This is a genomic window from Marisediminicola sp. LYQ134 (assembly GCF_046599635.1).
Lineage (GTDB): Bacteria > Actinomycetota > Actinomycetes > Actinomycetales > Microbacteriaceae > Marisediminicola.
In genome coordinates, this window is record NZ_JBKIWP010000001.1 from 344,270 (window position 1) to 363,500 (window position 19,231).

Annotated in this window: 21 protein-coding genes and 1 other RNA gene; 17 read left to right on the plus strand and 5 right to left on the minus strand. The window is 68.5% G+C overall.

Annotation, left to right across the window (positions count from 1 at the left end; all coding sequences use genetic code 11):
* Window positions 1-55 precede the first annotated feature (55 nt).
* A complete protein-coding gene (locus tag ACLHIH_RS01650) occupies window positions 56-1,714 on the minus strand; it encodes an ABC transporter substrate-binding protein (RefSeq protein ID WP_411314974.1) in 1,659 nt (552 codons plus the stop codon).
* A gap of 280 nt (window positions 1,715-1,994) precedes the next feature.
* On the opposite strand from ACLHIH_RS01650, the gene ACLHIH_RS01655 reads away from it, so the two are divergent.
* The 7 genes from ACLHIH_RS01655 (at window position 1,995) to ACLHIH_RS01685 (ending at window position 6,654) form a co-directional block, all read left to right on the plus strand.
* On the plus strand, window positions 1,995-3,227 hold the full coding sequence (locus tag ACLHIH_RS01655) for a CpaF family protein (protein WP_411314975.1): 1,233 nt from the start codon (window positions 1,995-1,997) through the stop codon (window positions 3,225-3,227).
* On the plus strand, window positions 3,224-4,108 hold the full coding sequence (locus ACLHIH_RS01660) for a type II secretion system F family protein (RefSeq protein WP_411314976.1): 885 nt from the start codon (window positions 3,224-3,226) through the stop codon (window positions 4,106-4,108). The genes ACLHIH_RS01655 and ACLHIH_RS01660 overlap by 4 nt, the downstream gene beginning before the upstream one ends.
* Window positions 4,105-5,043 carry a type II secretion system F family protein gene (locus tag ACLHIH_RS01665; RefSeq protein ID WP_411314977.1) on the plus strand — a complete coding sequence of 313 codons (939 nt, stop codon included), beginning with the start codon at window positions 4,105-4,107 and terminating at the stop codon, window positions 5,041-5,043. Before ACLHIH_RS01660 ends, ACLHIH_RS01665 begins: the two co-directional genes overlap by 4 nt.
* 71 nt (window positions 5,044-5,114) lie before the next feature.
* Window positions 5,115-5,294, plus strand: a complete 180-nt coding sequence (locus ACLHIH_RS01670; RefSeq protein WP_411316285.1) for a hypothetical protein — start codon at window positions 5,115-5,117, stop codon at window positions 5,292-5,294.
* Between the two features lies 1 nt (window position 5,295).
* Window positions 5,296-5,706, plus strand: coding sequence for a TadE family protein (locus ACLHIH_RS01675; RefSeq protein WP_411314978.1), 411 nt, complete (start codon window positions 5,296-5,298; stop codon window positions 5,704-5,706).
* Window positions 5,707-5,710: 4 nt separating this feature from the next.
* Window positions 5,711-6,184 carry a hypothetical protein gene (locus ACLHIH_RS01680; RefSeq protein ID WP_411314979.1) on the plus strand — a complete coding sequence of 158 codons (474 nt, stop codon included), beginning with the start codon at window positions 5,711-5,713 and terminating at the stop codon, window positions 6,182-6,184.
* Entirely contained in the window at window positions 6,181-6,654 is a 474-nt protein-coding gene (locus tag ACLHIH_RS01685; RefSeq protein ID WP_411314980.1) for a pilus assembly protein TadG-related protein, read from the plus strand. Before ACLHIH_RS01680 ends, ACLHIH_RS01685 begins: the two co-directional genes overlap by 4 nt.
* A gap of 32 nt (window positions 6,655-6,686) precedes the next feature.
* Here ACLHIH_RS01685 and ACLHIH_RS01690 read toward each other — a convergent pair whose 3' ends face one another.
* Window positions 6,687-7,946 (minus strand): MFS transporter, encoded by a 1,260-nt coding sequence (locus ACLHIH_RS01690; protein WP_411314981.1) that lies wholly within the window; start codon window positions 7,944-7,946, stop codon window positions 6,687-6,689.
* A 92-nt stretch (window positions 7,947-8,038) separates the two neighbouring features.
* On the opposite strand from ACLHIH_RS01690, the gene prfB reads away from it, so the two are divergent.
* From prfB to ACLHIH_RS01730, 8 genes are all read left to right on the plus strand, one after another.
* Window positions 8,039-9,145, plus strand: coding sequence for a peptide chain release factor 2 (gene prfB / locus ACLHIH_RS01695; protein ID WP_411314982.1), 1,107 nt, complete (start codon window positions 8,039-8,041; stop codon window positions 9,143-9,145).
* Window positions 9,146-9,248: 103 nt separating this feature from the next.
* Window positions 9,249-10,025, plus strand: a complete 777-nt coding sequence (gene ftsE / locus ACLHIH_RS01700) for a cell division ATP-binding protein FtsE (protein ID WP_411314983.1) — start codon at window positions 9,249-9,251, stop codon at window positions 10,023-10,025.
* Window positions 10,022-10,939 (plus strand): permease-like cell division protein FtsX, encoded by a 918-nt coding sequence (ftsX, locus tag ACLHIH_RS01705; RefSeq protein ID WP_411314984.1) that lies wholly within the window; start codon window positions 10,022-10,024, stop codon window positions 10,937-10,939. Before ftsE ends, ftsX begins: the two co-directional genes overlap by 4 nt.
* A gap of 96 nt (window positions 10,940-11,035) precedes the next feature.
* On the plus strand, window positions 11,036-11,512 hold the full coding sequence (gene smpB, locus ACLHIH_RS01710) for an SsrA-binding protein SmpB (RefSeq protein ID WP_411314985.1): 477 nt from the start codon (window positions 11,036-11,038) through the stop codon (window positions 11,510-11,512).
* 147 nt (window positions 11,513-11,659) lie between these two features.
* Window positions 11,660-12,033: a transfer-messenger RNA gene (gene ssrA, locus ACLHIH_RS01715) on the plus strand.
* A gap of 72 nt (window positions 12,034-12,105) precedes the next feature.
* Window positions 12,106-12,426, plus strand: coding sequence for a hypothetical protein (locus ACLHIH_RS01720; RefSeq protein WP_411314986.1), 321 nt, complete (start codon window positions 12,106-12,108; stop codon window positions 12,424-12,426).
* Window positions 12,427-12,466: 40 nt separating this feature from the next.
* The gene (locus ACLHIH_RS01725; protein WP_411314987.1) at window positions 12,467-13,201 is read left to right on the plus strand and encodes an NUDIX hydrolase; all 735 of its coding nucleotides are present in this window, start codon (window positions 12,467-12,469) and stop codon (window positions 13,199-13,201) included.
* A 77-nt stretch (window positions 13,202-13,278) separates the two neighbouring features.
* Window positions 13,279-14,757, plus strand: coding sequence for an MFS transporter (locus tag ACLHIH_RS01730; protein ID WP_411314988.1), 1,479 nt, complete (start codon window positions 13,279-13,281; stop codon window positions 14,755-14,757).
* Here ACLHIH_RS01730 and ACLHIH_RS01735 read toward each other — a convergent pair.
* From ACLHIH_RS01735 to aroA, 3 genes are read right to left on the minus strand one after another with little or no spacing between them, the layout of a single operon-like run.
* Window positions 14,754-15,569 carry an inositol monophosphatase family protein gene (locus ACLHIH_RS01735; protein WP_411314989.1) on the minus strand — a complete coding sequence of 272 codons (816 nt, stop codon included), beginning with the start codon at window positions 15,567-15,569 and terminating at the stop codon, window positions 14,754-14,756. The two genes, ACLHIH_RS01730 and ACLHIH_RS01735, sit on opposite strands and share 4 nt — an antisense overlap.
* 59 nt (window positions 15,570-15,628) lie before the next feature.
* Window positions 15,629-16,654 carry a ribosome small subunit-dependent GTPase A gene (gene rsgA / locus ACLHIH_RS01740; protein ID WP_411314990.1) on the minus strand — a complete coding sequence of 342 codons (1,026 nt, stop codon included), beginning with the start codon at window positions 16,652-16,654 and terminating at the stop codon, window positions 15,629-15,631.
* Window positions 16,655-16,676: 22 nt separating this feature from the next.
* Complete coding sequence (gene aroA / locus ACLHIH_RS01745; protein WP_411314991.1) at window positions 16,677-18,098, minus strand: 3-phosphoshikimate 1-carboxyvinyltransferase; 1,422 nt, start codon at window positions 18,096-18,098, stop codon at window positions 16,677-16,679.
* A 118-nt stretch (window positions 18,099-18,216) separates the two neighbouring features.
* Between aroA and ACLHIH_RS01750 the strand changes: the two genes are divergently transcribed.
* Complete coding sequence (locus ACLHIH_RS01750; protein ID WP_411314992.1) at window positions 18,217-18,909, plus strand: sigma-70 family RNA polymerase sigma factor; 693 nt, start codon at window positions 18,217-18,219, stop codon at window positions 18,907-18,909.
* Window positions 18,906-19,145 (plus strand): zf-HC2 domain-containing protein, encoded by a 240-nt coding sequence (locus tag ACLHIH_RS01755; protein ID WP_411314993.1) that lies wholly within the window; start codon window positions 18,906-18,908, stop codon window positions 19,143-19,145. Before ACLHIH_RS01750 ends, ACLHIH_RS01755 begins: the two co-directional genes overlap by 4 nt.
* The last annotated feature ends 86 nt before the right edge of the window (window positions 19,146-19,231 follow it).

Below are 19,231 nucleotides of genomic sequence, written 5' to 3' on the forward strand. Positions count from 1 at the left end.
TCACAGGAAAAGCGGGGGCGGAACCGTGAGGTTCTGCCCCCGCTGCTGGGGCGAGTTAGTCGCTGAGCTCGACGAGGTTGTAGACCTCGTCGTTGACCGGGCTCACCGGGTAGCTCTCGACGCGCTCGGCGAACGCGAGGGAGGGCGCCGGGTGGGCGAGCGGAACGGCCGGGATGAACTCGGCGATCTGCTCGTTGATGTCTTCGTAGAGCGGGATCTGCTCGTCGAGGCTCGCGATGCCACGTGCCTCGTCGAGAGCGGCGAAGAGCTCGGGGTTGTCGAAGCCGAACTCCGGCTTCTCGTCACCGAAGAACACGCCGACGAAGTTGTCGGTGTCGTTGTAGTCACCCGTCCAGCCGAGGAGGTGCAGACCGTGGTCGTCGCTCGCCTGGATGCGGTCGAGGTACTCGCCCCACTCGTTCGGCTGCGCGTTGACGGTGATGCCGACCTCTTCGAGCTGGGTGCTCAGGTTGGTGAACACCTGCTCGGGGGTGGGCATGTACGGACGCGAGATGTTCGTCGGGTAGTTGAAGTCGATCTCGAACCCGTCGGGGTATCCGGCCTCGGCGAGGAGGTCGCGAGCGGCGTCGGGGTCGTAGTCATACGTCGTGACGTCGTCGTTGTAGCCCGCGACGACCGGGGGGATGAACTGGGTGGCCAGTTGCGTGCCCTCGGGGAGCGTCTGGGTGATGAGCTGCTCCTTGTCGATCGCCTGGGTGATCGCCTGGCGCACGCGCACATCCGCGAGCTCCTCGACCTCCTGGTTCAAGCCCAGGTAGAGGATCGTGAACGGGTCGCGCGGCACGATCTGGAAGCCGTCTTCTTCGAGTGCGACGGTGTCGGCGGGCGACACGAGGTCGTAGCCGTCGATGCTGCCGGCCTCGAGAGCCTGGCGACGCGCGTTGGGGTCGTCGATCACGCGGAAGATGATCTCGGTGACGTCACCCTGGTCGCCCCAGTAGTCGGGGTAGGCGCTCAGTTCGACCTGGGATCCGACATCCCACGACTCGAACTGGAACGGCCCGGTTCCGGTGGGGTGGCCGTTGGCGTACTCCGACATGACGGGCGCGTCGTCGCTTCCGGTGACCTCGTCGGCGCCGAACTCGTCGAGAGCGCTCGGACTCTGCATCGAGAAGGCGGGCAGCGAGAGGGAGGCGATGAAACCGGCGAACGGAGTGGTGAGGTTGACGACGGCTTCGGTGTCGCCGGTCGCCTCGCAGCTCTCGTAGAGCGCGGCGTCGTCGCCCGCGAATCCGCGGAACAGGCTGCCGTAGTAGTAGGCCGCGGCGGGGCTCTGGGCGGGGCCCTCGAAGTTGAACCAGCGGTCGAAGTTGGAGCACACGGCTTCGCCGTTGAACTCGGTGCCGTCGTGGAAGGTCACTCCCTCGCGCAGCTGGAAGGTGTAGGAGAGGCCGTCGTCCGACGACTCCCACGACTCGGCGAGCAGCGGGGCGGGGTCGGCGCCACCGGGTTCGACGCCGACGAGGCCTTCGAACATCTGGCGGGCGACGCGGAACGATTCGCCGTCGCTCGCGAAGGCCGGGTCGAGGCTGACCGGGTCGCCGGATGCGGCGAAGACGAACGTGCCGTCGACGTCGCCGTCGGTGCCGGCGTCGTCACGCTCGCTCTGCACGCAGCCGGTGAGCACGAGGGCTCCGGCGGCGAGCGCGGCGAGCCCTCCGAGGGCCCGGGAATATCGCGCGGTGGGTGTCATTGCTGTGATCCTCCGAATTATGTGACGCAGGGGAATGCAGGATTTCGCGACACGGCAGACACTCTCGGCTCCCGATATCGACGGTGACATAGGACCATAGGCCCGGACTGTTACCGGAACATTACACGGTGAGCAGAGGTCAGGATCCGCTCCGGAGGGGCGATCAGACGCTCCCGAGACCGGTCGCGCGGTCGGCCCGTCACGATGATCGAGGGGTGTGGGGCGAGGTCACTGTGGATAACTCGCGAGCGGGTTTCGCGGTCTCGCCCACGATGGGGCCATGTCGTCCCCGCTCGCGCTCATCACCCAGAGTGTGCGCGAGCGGGTGCGACTCGACGGCGTCGACCTCGGCAGCGACCGCGACCTCGCGAAGCGCTATGTCGACGATGCGGTGCAGCGCTACAGCGAGCGAGCGCTCGGCGGGTCGCTGCCGCTGCTCGCCGACGAGGCGACGGCGGCGCAGCAGATCGTCGCGACCATCACGGGATACGGCGCGCTGCAGCCGTTCTTCGACGATCCGAGCGTCGAGGAGATCTGGATCAACGGGCCCGATCGCGTCTTCGTCGCTCGCGGGGGAGTGGCCGAGCTCACCGACATCGAGCTCGCGCCGACCGAGGTGCGCGACCTCGTCGAGCGGATGCTGCAGTCCACCGGTCGGCGCGTGGACCTGAGCTCGCCCTTCGTCGACGCCTCCCTGCCCGACGGTTCGCGGCTGCACGTCGTCATCCCCGATGTGACCCACAAACACTGGGCCGTCAACATCCGCAAGTTCTCGCAGCGCATCCGCGACCTGCACCGTCTCGTCGCGCTCGGGTCTCTCACCCGGCAGTCGGCCGAATTCTTGCGCATGTGTGTGCTGTCTGGCCAGAACATCCTCGTGTCGGGTGCGACGCAGAGCGGCAAGACGACACTCCTCAACGCCCTGTTGTCGGCAGCGCGGCCGAGTGACCGCATCGTCACGGTCGAGGAGACCTTCGAGCTCGACTTCGAGGCCCCCGACAGCGTCGCGATGCAGTGTCGGCAGCCGAGTCTCGAGGGCACCGGGGAGATCAGCTTGCGCAGGCTCATCAAAGAAGCGCTGCGGATGCGCCCCGACCGTCTCGTGGTCGGCGAAGTGCGCGAGGCCGAGTCGCTCGACCTCCTCATCGCGCTCAACTCGGGGTTGCCCGGGATGTGTTCCATCCACGCGAACGGCGCCAGGGACGCCCTCAGCAAACTGTCGACCCTTCCGCTTCTCGCGGGGCGCAACATCGACTCGGGATTCGTCGTGCCGACTGTCGCGACCGTCATCGACATCGTCGTGCACTGCGAATTGCGCAAGACCGGCCAGCGCCGTGTGCGCGAGATCGTGGCACCGAGCGGTGTCGTCGAAGGCACGGTCATCGAGGCGAGCACGATCTTCGCCCTCGACCACGGCGTGCTCGAAGCGACCGGCAACTACCCGGGCAAGCGTCACGGTTTCGAGGCGGCCGGGTTCGATGTCTCCGCCGTCATCAGCGGGCGGCGATCGTGACCACCCCGATCGTCGCGCTCGCTCTCGCCCTCGGTCTCGCGCTCGGGCTCGGAGCGCTGCTCGCCGCGTCGCCGTTTCTGTGGCCCCGTCGCGAGCGGGCGGCATCCGCTCCCTCCCGACTCGTGAGGGTCGTGCGCGACCGCCTGACCGCCGGCGGGCTGCACTCGGTCGGCATCCCGGCGTTCGTCGTGGTGTCGATCGTCGTCGGTCTCGCCGTGGGCACTGTCGTGTTCGCCGTCGCTCCCGTCGTGCCGCTCGGCACAGCCGCGGCGCTCTCGGCGGCGCTCGTGCCGTGGCTCGTCGTCAGTGTGCGGGCGCGGCAGCGTCGGGTGGCCAATCGCACCGTGTGGCCCGACCTCGTCGACCACCTCGTGTCTGCCGTGCGCTCGGGGCTCGCCCTCCCCGACAGCGTCTCCACCCTCGCCCGCACGGGCCCCGCCGAATCACGCGCGGCTTTCGGCGTCTTCGAGAGCAGCTACCGGACGACCGGCAACTTCGCGACGAGCGTCGACGAGGTGAAAGCCCGCCTCGCCGACCCCGTCGCGGATCGCGTGCTGGAGACGCTGCGGATGTCGCGCGAGGTCGGCGGGAGTGAACTGACGACCGTGCTCCGCAGCCTCGCGTCCTACCTGCGCCAGGAGGCCGCGATCCGAGCGGAGGTCGAGGCGCGACAGTCGTGGGTCGTCAACGCCGCGCGACTCGGCGTTGCGGCCCCGTGGATCGTGCTCGGTCTACTCGCCACCCGCCCCGAGGCCGCCATGGCCTACAACACGCCGCCGGGCGCCGCGATAATCATCGGGGGGCTCGCCGTCAGCATCGTGGCGTACCGCATCATGGTCGCCATCGGCAGGCTGCCCGAAGAGCGCCGGTGGTTCGCGTGAGCCCGACGACGGCGTGGGCCGTGCTCTTCGGGTTGACTTTCGGGTTCGGCGCGTGGTCGCTCGTGAGCCTCATCCCGCTGCTCGACCGACCGCGGTTGCTGCATCGCGTCGCCCCCTACGTCGTCGACATCTCGCCGGCGGCACGTGAACTGCTCAGTCGACGGGCCGTCGACCCTCTGCCCGTGCTCGGCACCGTGCTCACCCCTCTCACGACGCGCGCGCGTCGCACCATCGACAGCGTGTTCGGCGGGTCGGTCGAACTGAGGGTGCGACTGCGGCAAGCGGGGTCGACGCTGAGCGCCGAGCAATTTCGTGCGCGGCAACTGAGCTCCGGCATCCTCGGCCTCATCGGGGGCGTGGCGGCGTCGGCCGTCATCGGCGCTGTCACCACCCCGCCACCCGGTGCTCTCGTGGGGGTGACGGTCGCCGCGGGCGTCACCGCGGTCGTCGCTCTCGACTACCGGCTCCAGCGCACCGCCCGCGCACGACTCGACCGCATGACGAACGAACTGCCGACAGTTCTCGAGTTCCTCACCCTGAGTCTCTCGGCGGGGGAGGGCATCCTCGATGCCATCCGAAGGGTCTCCCGGATCAGTCGAGGCGAACTCTCCGTCGAACTCGCCACGACCGTCGCCGACGCCAACACGGGTGTTCCGTTCGGCGAGTCTCTCGCGCGTCTCGCCGACACGGTGCGGTTGCCGGCGCTGTCTCGCGCGGTCGAACAGATCCTCGGTGCTCTCGATCGCGGAACGCCCCTCGCCGAAGTGCTGCGCGCGCAAGCACAGGATGCGCGCGACGACGCCAAACGCCGCCTTCTCGAGACGGCGGGAAAGAAAGAGGTGGCGATGCTCGTGCCTCTCGTGTTCCTCATCCTCCCGACGACGATCGTGTTCGCGATCTTTCCCGGCATCTTCGTGCTCCAACTCGGCTTCTAGACAAGGACGGTTTCGCCATGACCCACACGCTTCACCCTGTGCATTCCTCGACTGCCACTCCGTCCCGCCCCGTGCCCGTCGTGGCTCGGCGGCGGCGCCTCGCGCTCGTTCGCGACGATCGAGGCGACGTGCCCGGGTGGGTGCTCATCACACTCATGACCGCGGGCCTCGTGATCGTCATCTGGGCGCTCGCGGGCCCGGCGCTCAGCGGGGTGTTCGAGCAGGCGATCTCGCGGGTCACCGGATTCTGACGTGCCCGGGCGGGGTGACACGGCGCAGCGACCGCCGAACGACGACGGGTCGGCGGTCGTCGAATTCGTTCTCGTCGGAGCCCTGCTCACCCTCGTCACGCTCTCCGTACTGCAGTTCGCCCTGGCTCTGCACGTGCGCAACACCGTGCTCGACGCGGCATCCGAGGGCGCCCGGTTCGCGGCGCTCGCCGACAGCGGCCTCGACGAAGGGGCGACGCGAACCGAAGACCTCATCGCGGGGGCGCTCGGTGGCGACTACCCCGTCGACGTGACGGCGGCCCGAGGGGACTACCTCGGGCATCCCGCCGTCGTCGTCGACGTGACCGCGTCGCTTCCCGTGATCGGACTCATCGGACTACCCGGCTCACTGGAGGTGAGCGGGCATGCGGCGCTCGAAGCGATCGAGGGCTGAGGCCGTGGCGTCGCACGGGAGATCCGACCGGCGCGCGCCGTGGTCCGACGACTCCGGGTCGGCATCGCTCGAGTTCATCACCGCGGGGATGATCCTGCTCCTCCCGATCGTCTACCTCATCGTCGCGATGGCGTCGATCCAGGGCGGCGCGCTCGCCGTCGAAGGTGCCGCCCGGCACGCGGCGCGCGTCTTCGTGCTCGCGCAAGACGAAGACGACGCGCAATCGGCGGCGCGTCGTGCCGTCGAGTTCGCTCTCGCCGACCACGGTGTCGACCCAGCGGGATCGACCGTCGTCGTGCGCTGCGAACCCGACCCGTCCGCGTGTCTGTCACGGGAGAGCGCCGTAACCGTCGAGGTGACCGTCGTCGTGCCCCTGCCGCTCGTGCCCGCCGCCCTCGACGTGCGTGCGCCGCTGCGCGTGCCCCTCGCCGCGAGCGCGACCCACACCGTCTCGCGATTCTGGGCTGCGGCACCGTGACGACACTCGGCGGCACACCCTCCCGCCGCACGAGGCGGCTGCGTGCGGATGACGACACCGGCTCGACACTCCTGCTCACGATCTTCTACGGCGTGATGGCTCTCGTGCTCACCCTCGTCGTGGTCGCCGCGACATCCCTCTACGTCGAGCGGAAGCGCCTCTTCACCCTCGCCGACGGCGCGGCGCTCGCCGGAGCCGAATCGTTCGCCCTCGATGACGTCGCCGTCACCGAGGCGGGAATCCGACCGCGACTGACTTCCGACGGAGTCGCGCGAGCCGCCGCCGAGTTCGTGCGCGACGCGCCGTCTCCACGATTCGAGAACCTGCGCATCGACCGCGCCGGCACGCCGGACGGGCTGAGCGCGACCGTGACCCTCTCGTCGCGCTGGCGGCCACCCATTGTGACGCTCTTCGTTCCCGACGGCGTGCGCATCGACGTGACGGCGGTCGGACGGTCGGTGTTCCGCTGACTCGAGGCAGCACCGCGGGAACGTCGCGACCGCTACAGCTTCGAGCGGGGCACGTACTTGGGGATGTAGCGCAGCAGGATGCCGGCGCCCGCGAGCGCGAGCACGCCCATGACCCCGGTCGCGAGCGAGAGAGACACGGCCGCCGTGACACCGGAGATGAGGAGGGGGGCGCCGGCGCCCCCGAGGTCGGCCGTGAACCGCCAGGCGCCGAGGAACGGCGCGGGGTTGCGCGGGTCGGCGAGGTCGGCGCCGAGGGTCATGAGAATGCCGCTGCCGATGCCGTTCGCGACCGACAGGAACATCGCGACCGAGATGAACCACACGACGTTGCCGGGCAGGTCGTGGCTGAACGACAGCGCGAGGTGCCCGAGGCCGAGGCCGATCATCGAGGGGAGGGCGCTCGCGAGCCGGCCGAAGCGGTCCATGATCTGGCCGCTCGCATAGAAGAGGGCGAAGTCGATCGCGCCCGCGATGCCGATGATGAGCGCCGTGTTGGCGTCGCCGATGCCGATGCTCACCGCCCACAGGGGCAGGATGACGGCGCGGCTCGCCCGGATGGCGCCAATGAGCGCGGCGCCCACCCCGAGAGTCGTGAGGATGCGACGGCTGGCCCACATCGTGCGGAAGAGGCCGATCGTTTCCTGCGCCACGAGCTGCCCGCCCTCCGGCGTGCTCGGGCCGTGCGCCGACCGTGACGCCGCGCTCGCGCCGAAACTCGCCGCGGGGTCGCGCAACAGCAGGAGCACCACGGCAGCCGCGACGCACCCGACGATGTGCAGGCCGAAGACGGCGGTCGTCGACCCCGTGATCGCGATGACCCCGGCCGCGAGGAACGGCCCCACGAAGTATCCGAGCCTGAAGGTGCCGCCGAGCGTCGAGAGTGCTCTGGCCCGATACGACTGGGGCACGAAGCTCGTCAGGAAGGCGTGGCGGGCGAGAGCGAACACGGCCGAGGCGATGCCGATCACGAGGATGCTCGCGCCCAGCATGAAGGGCGACGTCGACGCGATCGCGAGCCCGAGTCCTACCGCGGCCACGAACGCCGCCCCGATCATCGCGGGCCTCTCGCCGGTCTTGCTGATGAGCCATCCGCTCGGGATGTCGCCGATGAGGTGCCCGACCATGATCATCGAGGCGACGAGCCCCGCGGTCGCGAGGTCGGCGCCGAGGCGGTCGGCGACGATCGGGATGATCGGCAGGATCGCGCCTTCGCCGATCGAGAACAGCAGGGTGGGGAGGAGGGCGGGGAGTGCGAGGGAGCGCCAGCGGAAAGGGTGCTCGGAGCTCGACATGACCTGTCGATGCTACGCCTGAGCGAGAGGGCCCCATCGACAGGTCAGGGACCGGCGGGGCCGCTCCGGCCGGCGGGTAGGCTGGCCTGGATATGAGCGAGCTCGATATTTCAGACCAGATCCAGGCCCTGCGGTCGACCTTCGTCGAGATCCAGGCCGTCGTCGACATCGAGAGGCTCGAAGCCGACATCTCCGAACTGAGCGACGCGGCCGGCGCCCCCGACCTGTGGGACGACACCGACAAGGCGCAGAAGGTCACGAGCGCGCTCAGCCACAAGCAGTCCGACCTCGCACGCATACGCAGCATCGAGTCGCGCCTCGACGACCTCGAGGTGCTCGTCGAGATGGCCAATGAGGCCGGAGACGACGAGAGCCAGAAGGAGGCGACCGACGAGCTCGCGAGCATCCAGCGCGTGCTCGGGGAGCTTGAGGTGCAGACCCTCCTCAACGGCGAGTGGGACGCCCACCCCGCGGTCGTCACCATCCGCGCGGGCGCCGGGGGAGTGGATGCCGCCGACTTCGCCGAGATGCTCCAGCGCATGTACCTCCGCTGGGCCGAACAGCACGACTACTCCACGACCGTCATGGACACGAGCTACGCCGAGGAGGCGGGCATCAAGTCGACGACGTTCGAGATCGACGGTCCATACGCCTTCGGAACCCTGAGCGTCGAGGCCGGAACCCACCGTCTCGTGCGCATGAGCCCGTTCAACTCCGCCGGCAAGCGCCAGACGAGTTTCGCCGCCGTCGAGGTCATCCCGCTCATCGAGGAGGCGGGCGCGATCGAGGTGCCCGACAGCGACATCCGTGTCGACGTGTTCCGCTCGAGCGGCCCCGGCGGTCAGTCCGTCAACACGACCGACTCCGCAGTGCGCCTCACCCACCTCCCGACCGGACTCGTCGTGTCAATGCAGAACGAGAAGAGCCAGATCCAGAACCGCGCCGCCGCGATGCGCGTGCTGCAGAGCCGACTGCTCATCCTGCAGCGCGAGCAGGAGGCCGCCGCGAAGAAGGAGCTCGCCGGAAACATCACCGCGAGCTGGGGTGACCAGATGCGCTCCTACGTGCTCGCGCCCTACCAGATGGTCAAAGACCTGCGCACGGAGTACGAGGTCAACAACCCCTCGAACGTGTTCGACGGCGACCTCGACGGCTTCATCAACGCCGGCATCCGCTGGCGCAAGCGCGACGTCGACTAGCCCGCCCCACGATCGGGGCTCGCGGCCGGTCGAAACCGGGAGTGCGCCGACACGGCCTGTCGCTCGCGCCGAATCGCGTGACCGTACCTAGAGTCGACGCGACATGATTCGGTTCGATCAGGTAACAAAGTCCTACGCGGGAACAACCAGGCCCGCCCTCAACTCGGTGACCCTCGAGATCCTCAAGGGGGAATTCGTCTTCCTCGTGGGCGCCTCGGGCTCCGGCAAGTCGAGTTTCCTGCGCCTCGTGCTCAAAGAGGAGAACCCCACCAAGGGGCGCATCCACGTGCTCGGGCAGGAGCTCGGGCGGCTGCCGAGCCGCAAGGTGCCCTACTTCCGGCGCAATCTCGGCGTCGTGTTCCAAGACTTCCGGCTGCTGCCGCAGAAGACCGTGTTCGCCAACGTGGCGTTCTCGCTGCAGGTCATCGGCAAGAGCAAGGGCTTCATCCAGGAGGCTGTTCCGGATGTGCTCAAAATGGTGGGTCTCGCGGGCAAGGCCTCGAGGCTCCCGCACGAGCTCTCCGGTGGTGAGCAGCAGCGCGTCGCGATCGCCCGCGCGATCGTCAACAAGCCCGCGATCCTCCTCGCCGACGAGCCGACCGGAAACCTCGACCCCGCCACGAGCCAGGGCATCATGGCGCTTCTGCAGCGCATCTCGACGAGTGGCACGACCGTGCTCATGGCGACCCACGAGGCCGGCATCGTCGACCAGATGCAGCGCCGTGTGATCGAGCTCATGTCTGGCCAGGTCGTGCGTGACGAACGCGGCGGTGGATACCAGACCCAGGCGATCCCCACGCAGATGGCCGCGCGGGGCACGACCGACGGTCTCGCGCGCACGAGCGCGCAACCAATCGTGACGCGGGGCCCCCTCTCATGAGGCTCGGTCTCATCGCGTCGGAAGTGGCGAACGGTCTCCGACGCAACATCTCGATGGTCGTCTCGGTCATCCTCGTGACCTTCATCTCGCTCACGTTCGTGGGCGCGGCCATCCTGCTGCAGTCGCAGATCGGTCAGATGAAGGGCTACTGGTACGACCGGGCCCAAGTGGCCATCTACTTCTGCACGTCGTCATCCGAGATCGGCAACTGCAGCCTCGCCGAAGCGACCGACGACCAGAAGGCTCTCGTCGAGGAGCAGCTCACTTCGCCGACCCTCGCGCCCCTCGTCGACCGCTACGAGTTCGAGTCGCACGAGCAGGCGTTCGAGCGCTACCAGGAGCAGTTCGCCGACAACGAGTTCGCCGACTTCGTGACGCCCGAGTTCTTGAACGAGGCGTTCTGGGTCAACCTCGACGATCCGACGCAATCCGACGTTCTCATCGACAGCCTCTCCGGCTTCGCGGGAGTGGAGGAGGTGCAAGACCAACGGGCCTACCTCGACCCGATTTTCTCAGCGCTCAACGTCGCGAGCTTCACGGCCATCGGCATCGCGGCCCTCATGCTCGTCGCGGCGGTGTTGCTCATCGCGACGACCATCCGGTTGTCGGCGTTCTCGAGGCGGCGGGAGCTCGGCATCATGAGGCTCGTCGGGGCATCGAACCGGTTCATCCAGACCCCGTTCATCCTCGAGGGTGTCATCGCTGCGCTCATCGGGTCGGTCCTCGCCGCCGGAGCCGTCTTCGCCCTCGTGCGCTTCTTCGTGCAGGACTACCTGGGGTCGACCGTCGGGGCGACGACGGCGCTCGTCGGCATGGACGAGGCTGCTCTCGTGGCGCCCGTGCTGCTCGGCGCGGGCATCCTGCTCGCCGCGGTGTCGGCCAACGTCGCCATCAGTCGCTACCTCAAGGTCTGATCGGAGCCCCCACCGGCTAGACTGGTGGGCTGTCTGCGATGCGCGCGGGCGAGCACGGGGCCGACACCGGTCACGACGGCGATCGAGGAGAGCGTTATGCCCAAGGAACGTGGCCAGAAGGTCGTGGCTACCAACCGCAAGGCGCGACACGACTACGCCATCGAAGACACCTACGAAGCGGGCCTCGTGCTCACGGGAACCGAGGTCAAGTCGTTGCGCGCGGGCCGGGCGTCGCTCGTCGACGGCTACGCCTACGTGGAGTTCGGCGAAGCGTGGCTCGACGCCGTGCACATCCCCGAATACAACCAGGGAACGTGGAACAACCACCCGCCGCGGCGCAAACGCAAGCTGCTGCTGCACAAGCAGCAGATCCTCAAGATCCACAACAAGGTCAAAGAGGGTGGCTACACGCTCGTGCCGCTCTCGATCTACTTTCTCGACGGTCGGGCCAAGGTCGAGATCGCGGTCGCGAAGGGCAAGCGCGAATACGACAAGAGGCAGACGCTCCGCGAGCGTCAAGACAAGCGCGAGGCCGACCGGGCCATGGGCACGCGGCGGGAGCTCGGCGACTAGCGACCGAGCCGTGCAGGCTGGCGGGTGCCGGGCATCCGTCGTAAGATAGAGGGCTGCACCTCGAGTGCAGTATCGATTGACAACTCCACAGCGCGTGATGCCACCACTTCCTCCGCACCGACGACAGTCGGGGTGGGAAGTCGCCATGGGGATGATCGGTTTCGACATTGCCTGCGCAACTGTGAGAAGCGGGTCGAGAATGCAAGGTCAACTCGTTAATGTCCCTTGCAAAAAATAAGTGCCAATTCAAAGCGCACTGACTTCGCCCTCGCTGCCTAAGCGAGCGCACTAAGAAGTCCGTCGGTCCGGGAATGCTCTCTACCCGGGTTCCGGCGCTATCTAGAGAGATTGCTGCTGTGTTGCGCCTCCGGGCACAGCGGGACTTGCACTGGGGCTGGGCTCGTCGGGGTAACTGCCTGTGGTAAATCCCGGAGCCGAGTAGAACGTCTTCACCGGCTACACCCGTAGAAGGCACATGACCACAGCAGTGGACGGGGGTTCAATTCCCCCCATCTCCACCATCGGTCGGCATCACGCGCTGTGCGAGTCTCTCCCACCGTCGAGACTCTCTCGACTTTGGTAGCGTCATCGGAGTGACCACCCCTGACTCTGCCGCCACGTCTCGCCGATTCACGTCGCTCGTATTCGGGGTCGTCGCCCTCGTGCCTCTCGCGCTCATCACGGCGTGGTGGCTCACGGGGCTCGTGACCCTCGAGGGGGGCAATCGCATCGGTCTGCTCGGACCGCTCATGGTCTTCGCGGTCACGGCCGTGTTGTGGGTCGCTTCGGCCATCACGGCCCTCGTTCTCGCGCTGCGGTCGGGCGCCCGCGGTGCGCCGGTGTGGGTCGCCTCGATCGCCCTCGGGCTCGTCGCGCTGTGCTTCGTGCTCTCGGGCATCACGCTCACCATCTGATCCGCGCCGGCGTCGCACACGAGAGGCGTAGCCTGAACGGATGTCTGCCGCCGACGCTCCCCTCGACGCGCGCGCCGAACTGCGAGCCGTTCTCGAGCGCGACGCCTCCCGTGCCACGGAGTTCGCCGGCCTGTCGGACGCACCCGTCGCAGACGGGTCGCGTGCTGCCGCGGTGCTCATACTGTTCGGGGTGCTCGATTCACTCCCGAGCGATCGCCGCGCGCGGGACCGCGCCGTGTCGCGCGACCTCGACGTGCTGTTGCTCGCGCGAGCGTCGACCCTGCGCGCACACCCGGGCCAGGTGGCCTTTCCCGGCGGGCGCATCGACCCCGGAGACGCGGGACCCGTCGATGCGGCGCTCCGGGAGGCGCGCGAGGAGACGGGTCTCGACCCCGACGGGGTCGACGTGCTCGGAACCCTCTCGACCGTGCCGCTCGCATTCTCGAATCACCTCGTGACGCCCGTGCTCGCGTGGTGGAGTCACCCCGCTCCCGTTCGCGCGGTCGACGAGAGGGAGTCGGCCGCGGTGTTCCGCGCTCCCGTCGCCGACCTCCTCGACCCCGCCCATCGGGGTGTCACGGTCGTGCGCCGGTTCGGCACGGAGAGACGCGACCCCGGATTCCTCGTCGACGACGCCGCGGGCGGCACGGGGGAGCATCTCGTCTGGGGCTTCACCGCGATGCTCCTCGACGGCATCTTCGACCGGCTCGGCTGGACCGAACCGTGGGATGCGTCGCGCGAGCTGCCGCTCGACCTCCCCGCCACCGACGGCTAGGGCGGAGCCCGCTCTCTTCCCGCGGGTATATAACTGAATCACTCCCCATGAATACTTCTCCCTCTTCCCCTGCGCCCATGTCCGACCGCACCCGCTGGCAGGTTTTCGCCGTGTGCGTCGGTGTCGCGGCCCTCACGATCCTCGACCTCTCGAAGGTCAACGTCGGATTGCCGTCGATCGAGGAGTCCCTCGGCGCGGGGCCGAGCGAGCTGCAGATCATCGTCGCGGGCTACGCCCTCGCATTCGGGCTCGCGCTCGTGCCCGCGGGGCGGCTCGGCGACATCCACTCCCGCAAGGTCATGTTCGTCATCGGGCTCACCCTCTTCACCGTCTCGAGCATCCTCTGCGCGCTCGCACCGAACATCACCTTCCTGCTCATCGCGCGCGTGCTCCAGGGCGTCGCCGCGGGCATCCAGATGCCCCAGGTGCTCGGGCTCCTGCAGCAGATGTTCCAGGGGGCGGAGCGCGGCCGCGCCTTCGGCGTCTTCGGCGCGACGATCGGCATCTCGACCGCGCTCGGGCCGACCCTCGGCGGGTTGCTCATCGCGATCGGGGGGCCGACAGACGGCTGGCGCCTGCTGTTCTGGATGAACGTACCCCTCGGCGTCATCGCCCTCTTCTTCGCCATCCGGCTCTTGCCCAAGCACGTCAGATCTGCGGATGCGCGCACCGAACTCGACCTCGTCGGCATCGTGCTCCTCGGCATCGCGACCCTGAGCCTCATGCTCCCCTTCGTGCTCACGACCGGCGGCCCCGACGACGACCCGCGGCGCTGGGCCTTCCTCGCGCTGTTCGTCGTCGCCCTCGCGGCCTTCGTGTGGTGGGAACGCCGCTACCAGCGCAACGGCAAGTCGCCCGTCGTGCGGTTCTCGCTCTTCCGCGACAGCTCCTATCGCAACGGTCTGCTCGTGGCGACCGCCTACTTCGGTGCTCTCCCCGCCCTGTTCCTGCTCTCGACGCTCTACCTGCAGCAGGGGCTCGGGCTCGAGCCGGTCTACGCCGGCATGGTGAGCATCACGTTCGCCCTGGCATCCGCCGTGACCTCGTGGCTCGGCGGGCGGCTCGTCGAGAAGTACGGCCGATTGCTCGTGGTCGCGGGCCTCGTGAGCGTCATCATCGGTTTCGCCCTCGTCGGGGTGGCCGCCGTCTATCTGCCGCCCGAGCTCTCGCCCTGGTACATGGCGGCCGCGATGACGGTCGCGGGGGCGGGGGGTGGCTTTGTCATCTCGCCCAACCAGACGCTCACGCTCGCGCGTGTTCCCGTGGCCGAGGGGGGAGTGGCGGGATCGATGGCCCAAGTGGGGCAGCGCGTCGGTACCGCCGTCGGGGTCGCCGCGGCGTCATCCACCTTCTTCGCGACCCTCTACCGGGAGACCGGCCAGCTCGCCGCGATCGAGGTCTATCACGACGGCTTCCGCAACGGGCTTCTCGTGTCGCTCGGGCTCGTCGTCGTAGCCCTCGTGTTCGCCCTGCTCGACTTGCGCAAGAGACGGCTCGAGAGCGCCGAGACGCAGGCCACGCCAGGCGCCCCGGACTCCGACCCCGCCGCGGCCTAGTCGCGCGCGAGCACCTCGAGCACGGCGTCGTGCAGCACACCGTTCGTTGCGAGAGCAGAACCGTGCCAGGGGCCGGGCGAGCCCGTCGCCGACGTGAAGGCACCGCCCGCCTCCTCGACGATGGGGATGAGCGCGGCCATGTCGTAGGGCTGGAGGTCGAACTCTCCCGCGATGTCGACGAGACCCTCCGCGACCATCATGTACGACCACATGTCGCCGTAGGCCCGCGTGCGCCACACCTCGCGAGAGAGGGTGACGAGCGAGCTCAAGCGGCCGTGCTCGTCCCAGCCCTTGAGGCTGTTGTAGGTCAGCGAGGCGTCCGCGAGCTCGGTCACGCCGGAGACGAAGATGCGTCGTTCGCGCGTCTCGCTCACGGAGACCTTCTCGCTCGTCCAGGCTCCGTGCCCGCGCGCCGCCCACCAGCGCTGTCCGAGAGCGGGAGCGCTCACCACACCGACGACGGGGACATCATCGATCGCGAGGGAGATCAGGGTGGCCCACACCGGCACTCCGCGAACGTAGTTGGCGGTGCCGTCGATCGGGTCGATGATCCACTCCCGCTTGACGCCCGAGCCGGTCCCGGCTTCGACACCGAACTCCTCACCGAGGATGCCGTCGGTGGGCCGAGAGTCGGCGAGACCACCGCGGATGGCCGCTTCGACGGCCTTGTCGGCGTCGGTCACGTGGGTCATGTCTGGCTTCATCGTCACGAGCAGGTCGTTGGCGCGAAACCTCTCCGAAGAGATCGAGTCGGCCATGTCGGCGAGTTCGCGGGCGAGCTGGAGGTCGGATCTCAGGGAGGGCTCGGTCACTCGTTCAGGCTATCGCCCCGCCGATGCGACCCGGTCCGGTCGCGGTGCCGACGGATCCCCTAGGCGAGGGTGCCGAGAAGTCGTTGCAGGGAGTCGAGCCGCAAGCGACCGATGTCGCCGAGTTCGCCGGCTTCGGCAGCCTCGATGATCGCGCAATCGGGCGAACCGGGTAGGTGCGTGCATCCGCGGGGGCACTGCAGCGCGACGGTCGCGAGATCGGTGAACGACCCGAGGATGTTGTCGGGGTTGATGTGCCCGAGGCCGAAACTGCGCACCCCCGGGGTGTCGATGATCCACCCGTCGCCGACACGCAGCGAGATCGTCGACGACGACGTGTGCCGGCCGCGCCCGGTGACCGTGTTGACGCGACCGATGGCGCGGTGGGCGTCGGGAACGAGCGCATTGACGAGCGTCGACTTGCCGACACCGGAGTGCCCGACCGCGACCGTGGAGTGCCCGCTCAGGAGCCCACGGAGCACCTCGAGCGGCCACTGGTTCTCAGCGCTCTGCACGACGATGATGTCGAGACCCACGAAGTTCGCGAGGAAGTCTGTCGGGTCGCGCAGGTCGGTCTTCGTAATGCACAGGATGGGCGTGATCCCCGCGTCGAACGCCGCCACGAGGTAGCGGTCGACGAGTCGCGGGCGCGGTTCGGGGTTCGCCGCGGCGACGACGATGAGCATCTGGTCGGCGTTCGCCACGATGATGCGCTCGACCTCGTCGGAGTCGTCGGCACTGCGACGCAAGAGGGTCGAGCGCTCCTGGATGCGCACGATGCGCGAGAGGCTCCCGTCGACGCCGCTCGTGTCGCCCACGAGGTCGACACGGTCGCCCGTGACGACGGCGTTCTTGCGCAGCTCGCTCGCGCGCGACGCGATCGCCTCGTGTTCGTCGTCGGTCCCCTCGCCCACGAGCACGCTGTACCGACCGCGGTCGACCGTGAGCACGCGGCCCGTGACCGCGTCTTTGTGCTCGGGGCGGATCTTCGTGCGCGCCCTGTTGCCCTTGGGGTTGGGGCGCGCCCGCGCCTCGTAGTCGGCGTAGGGCTCGTCGTCGCTCTCGTCGTCGGGGGGAAGCCAGCTCATCTGCGGGGTCTACTCGTCGGGATCAGAACAGCAGGATCGGGTCGGCCGTCACGGTCTCGATACCCGTGACGACGCGCATCCAGAGGTCGGCGAACTCGGGCATCGTCTTCGAGGTCGAGTGGATGTCGTCGATGAGGATGCCGGGAACCGCGAGTCCGAGCACGGCGCCGGCGTGCGCCATCCGATGGTCATCCCACGCGCGCCACGGAGCGCCGACGAGGGGGGCCGGAACGATCGCGAGGCCGTCGGGCAGTTCGGTGACCGAGCCGCCGAGGGCGCCGATCTCGCTCGCGAGAGCCGCGAGCCTGTCGGTCTCGTGCCCGCGGAGGTGGGCGATTCCCGTGATGCGACTCGGGCCGGATGCGAGCGCACACAGCGCCACGATCGCGGGAGCGAGCTCGCCGCCGATGCTCAGATCGAGGTCGACACCGGGCAGGGTCGCGCCGCCGACGACCCCGACGCCACCATCGACACGCAGCGAGGAGCTCGTTCCCGCCGAGTCCCCGCGGGACACCGTCGCGCCCCACAGCGGCAGCAGTCTCTCGAGTTCGGCGCCGACCTGGGTCGTCTCGGTGGGCCAATCGGTGATCGTCACGCTTCCGCCGGCGACGATCGCGGAGATCAGGAACGGGGCCGCGTTCGAGAGGTCGGGTTCGATGCGCCGCTCGAGCCCCGAGATCGGTCCGGGTTCGACGACCCAGGTTCCCGGTTGGGGCGAGTGCGCCGCGACACCGCGAGCCCGCAGAGCGGCGATGGTCATGTCGATGTGGGGGAGGCTCGGGAGAACGTCTCCCGTGTGGGTGAGCGTGAGCCCTCGTCGGAATCGCGGAGCGCTCAGGAGCAGTCCCGAGACGAACTGGCTCGACGCCGACGCGTCGATGCTCAGCTCCCCGCCCTCGACTTCGCCCGTGCCGTAGAGGCTGAACGGGAGGGAACCGCGGCCGTCGTCCGAGACATCCACTCCGAGTGCGCGCAGCGAGTCGACCGTCGCCCGCATCGGGCGCCGCCTCGCCGCCTCGTCGCCGTCGAACGACACCGGTCCGAGAGCGAGGGTCGCGAGCGGGGGGATGAACCTCATGACCGTTCCCGCGAGACCGCAATCGATCGAGGTTCCCCCGGCGAGCTCGCCGGGCACGATCTCGAGGTCGGGGCCGTACTCGCCCTCACCGACCTCGGTGATCGAGGTTCCGAGCGACCGCAGCGCCGAGATCATGAGGGCGGAATCGCGCGACCGCAGCGGGGAGAGGAGCGTCGACGGCGCGTCGGCGAGAGCCGAGAGCACGAGTTCGCGGTTGGTCAGCGACTTCGAACCGGGGAGCGAGATCGTCGCGGAGAGCGGGCGCGTCGCCTCGGGCGCGGGCCAGGGCCCGGGCTCGTGATCGCTCGACTCGCTCGCATCGTCGTAGGGGCTGAACTCCGGCCCGGAATACCTGAATACCTGCATCGGTTACAGGGTATCGAGAAACGACGAACGGATCGGAGCACGCGTGACCCTCCTCACCCCCGCACGACCGGTGCGAGCCCGCCGCTGCCCGTCGAGCCGCGAACTAGACTCGGTGTCGATGAGCACTCCTGAGAGCACCCCTGCCGGACCCGACGCCGTCGACGCGGCGAGTGAGGCGGCGGCCGCGAGCGAGAAACGCGATCTCTTCGAGAGCCAGGCCATCCCGTATATGGATCAGCTCTACGGTGCCGCCCTCCGGATGACCCGCAACCCCGCCGACGCATCCGATCTGGTGCAGGAGACCTTCGTCAAGGCGTTCGCGGCCTTCGGCCAGTATCAGCAGGGCACGAACCTCAAGGCGTGGCTCTACCGCATCCTCACGAACACGTTCATCAACACCTACCGCAAGAAGCAGCGCGACCCCTACCAGGGCACCCTCGACGAGCTCGAGGACTGGCAGATCGGGAGCGCCGAGTCGATGACGCAGGGGAGGGCGGCGCGTTCGGCCGAAGCTGAAGCGATCGACCACTTGCCCGACAGCGCGGTCAAAGACGCGCTCCAGTCGATCCCCGAGGATTTCCGTCTCGCGGTGTATTTCGCCGACGTCGAAGGCTTCTCCTACCAGGAGATCGCCGACATCATGAAGACCCCCGTCGGGACCGTCATGAGCCGCCTGCACCGAGGCAGGCGCTTGCTCCGCGGTCTCCTCACCGATTACGCCGACGAGCGGGGCATGACCGTGCCCGCGCCCTCGGCGGGCAAGCGCACTAAGGCGCGGGCCGAAGCTTCTGCGAAAGGATCGACGACATGACTGACTGCGGCTGCGACAAAGCCAAATCAGAGCTCGAAGAATATCTGCACAACGAGCTGAAGTCCGACGAGGCTGCCGACATCGCCGAGCACCTCGCGAGCTGTGTCGACTGCGACGACGAGCGCCGCGTGGGTCTCGTTCTCACGCAAGCGGTGCAGCGCGCGTGCAAGGAGACCGCACCCGAAGTGCTCCGCGATCAAGTTCTCGCCCGTCTGCGGGAGATGCAGTCGCACTGACGGCGTAAGCGCCGAGCGCCCACAACGACGATCTCTGACAGCGACGATCACTGACAACGACGATCACTGACAACGACGATCACTGA

Coding starts and splice junctions, on each gene's coding strand:
- ACLHIH_RS01650 (WP_411314974.1), bottom strand. CDS start 1,714: ATGACACCCACCGCGCGATATTCCCGGGCCCTCGGAGGGCTCGCCGCG.
- ACLHIH_RS01655 (WP_411314975.1), top strand. CDS start 1,995: ATGTCGTCCCCGCTCGCGCTCATCACCCAGAGTGTGCGCGAGCGGGTG.
- ACLHIH_RS01690 (WP_411314981.1), bottom strand. CDS start 7,946: ATGTCGAGCTCCGAGCACCCTTTCCGCTGGCGCTCCCTCGCACTCCCC.
- prfB (WP_411314982.1), top strand. CDS start 8,039: ATGAGCGAGCTCGATATTTCAGACCAGATCCAGGCCCTGCGGTCGACC.
- ftsE (WP_411314983.1), top strand. CDS start 9,249: ATGATTCGGTTCGATCAGGTAACAAAGTCCTACGCGGGAACAACCAGG.
- ftsX (WP_411314984.1), top strand. CDS start 10,022: ATGAGGCTCGGTCTCATCGCGTCGGAAGTGGCGAACGGTCTCCGACGC.
- smpB (WP_411314985.1), top strand. CDS start 11,036: ATGCCCAAGGAACGTGGCCAGAAGGTCGTGGCTACCAACCGCAAGGCG.
- ACLHIH_RS01725 (WP_411314987.1), top strand. CDS start 12,467: ATGTCTGCCGCCGACGCTCCCCTCGACGCGCGCGCCGAACTGCGAGCC.
- ACLHIH_RS01730 (WP_411314988.1), top strand. CDS start 13,279: ATGTCCGACCGCACCCGCTGGCAGGTTTTCGCCGTGTGCGTCGGTGTC.
- rsgA (WP_411314990.1), bottom strand. CDS start 16,654: ATGAGCTGGCTTCCCCCCGACGACGAGAGCGACGACGAGCCCTACGCC.
- aroA (WP_411314991.1), bottom strand. CDS start 18,098: ATGCAGGTATTCAGGTATTCCGGGCCGGAGTTCAGCCCCTACGACGAT.
- ACLHIH_RS01750 (WP_411314992.1), top strand. CDS start 18,217: ATGAGCACTCCTGAGAGCACCCCTGCCGGACCCGACGCCGTCGACGCG.
- ACLHIH_RS01755 (WP_411314993.1), top strand. CDS start 18,906: ATGACTGACTGCGGCTGCGACAAAGCCAAATCAGAGCTCGAAGAATAT.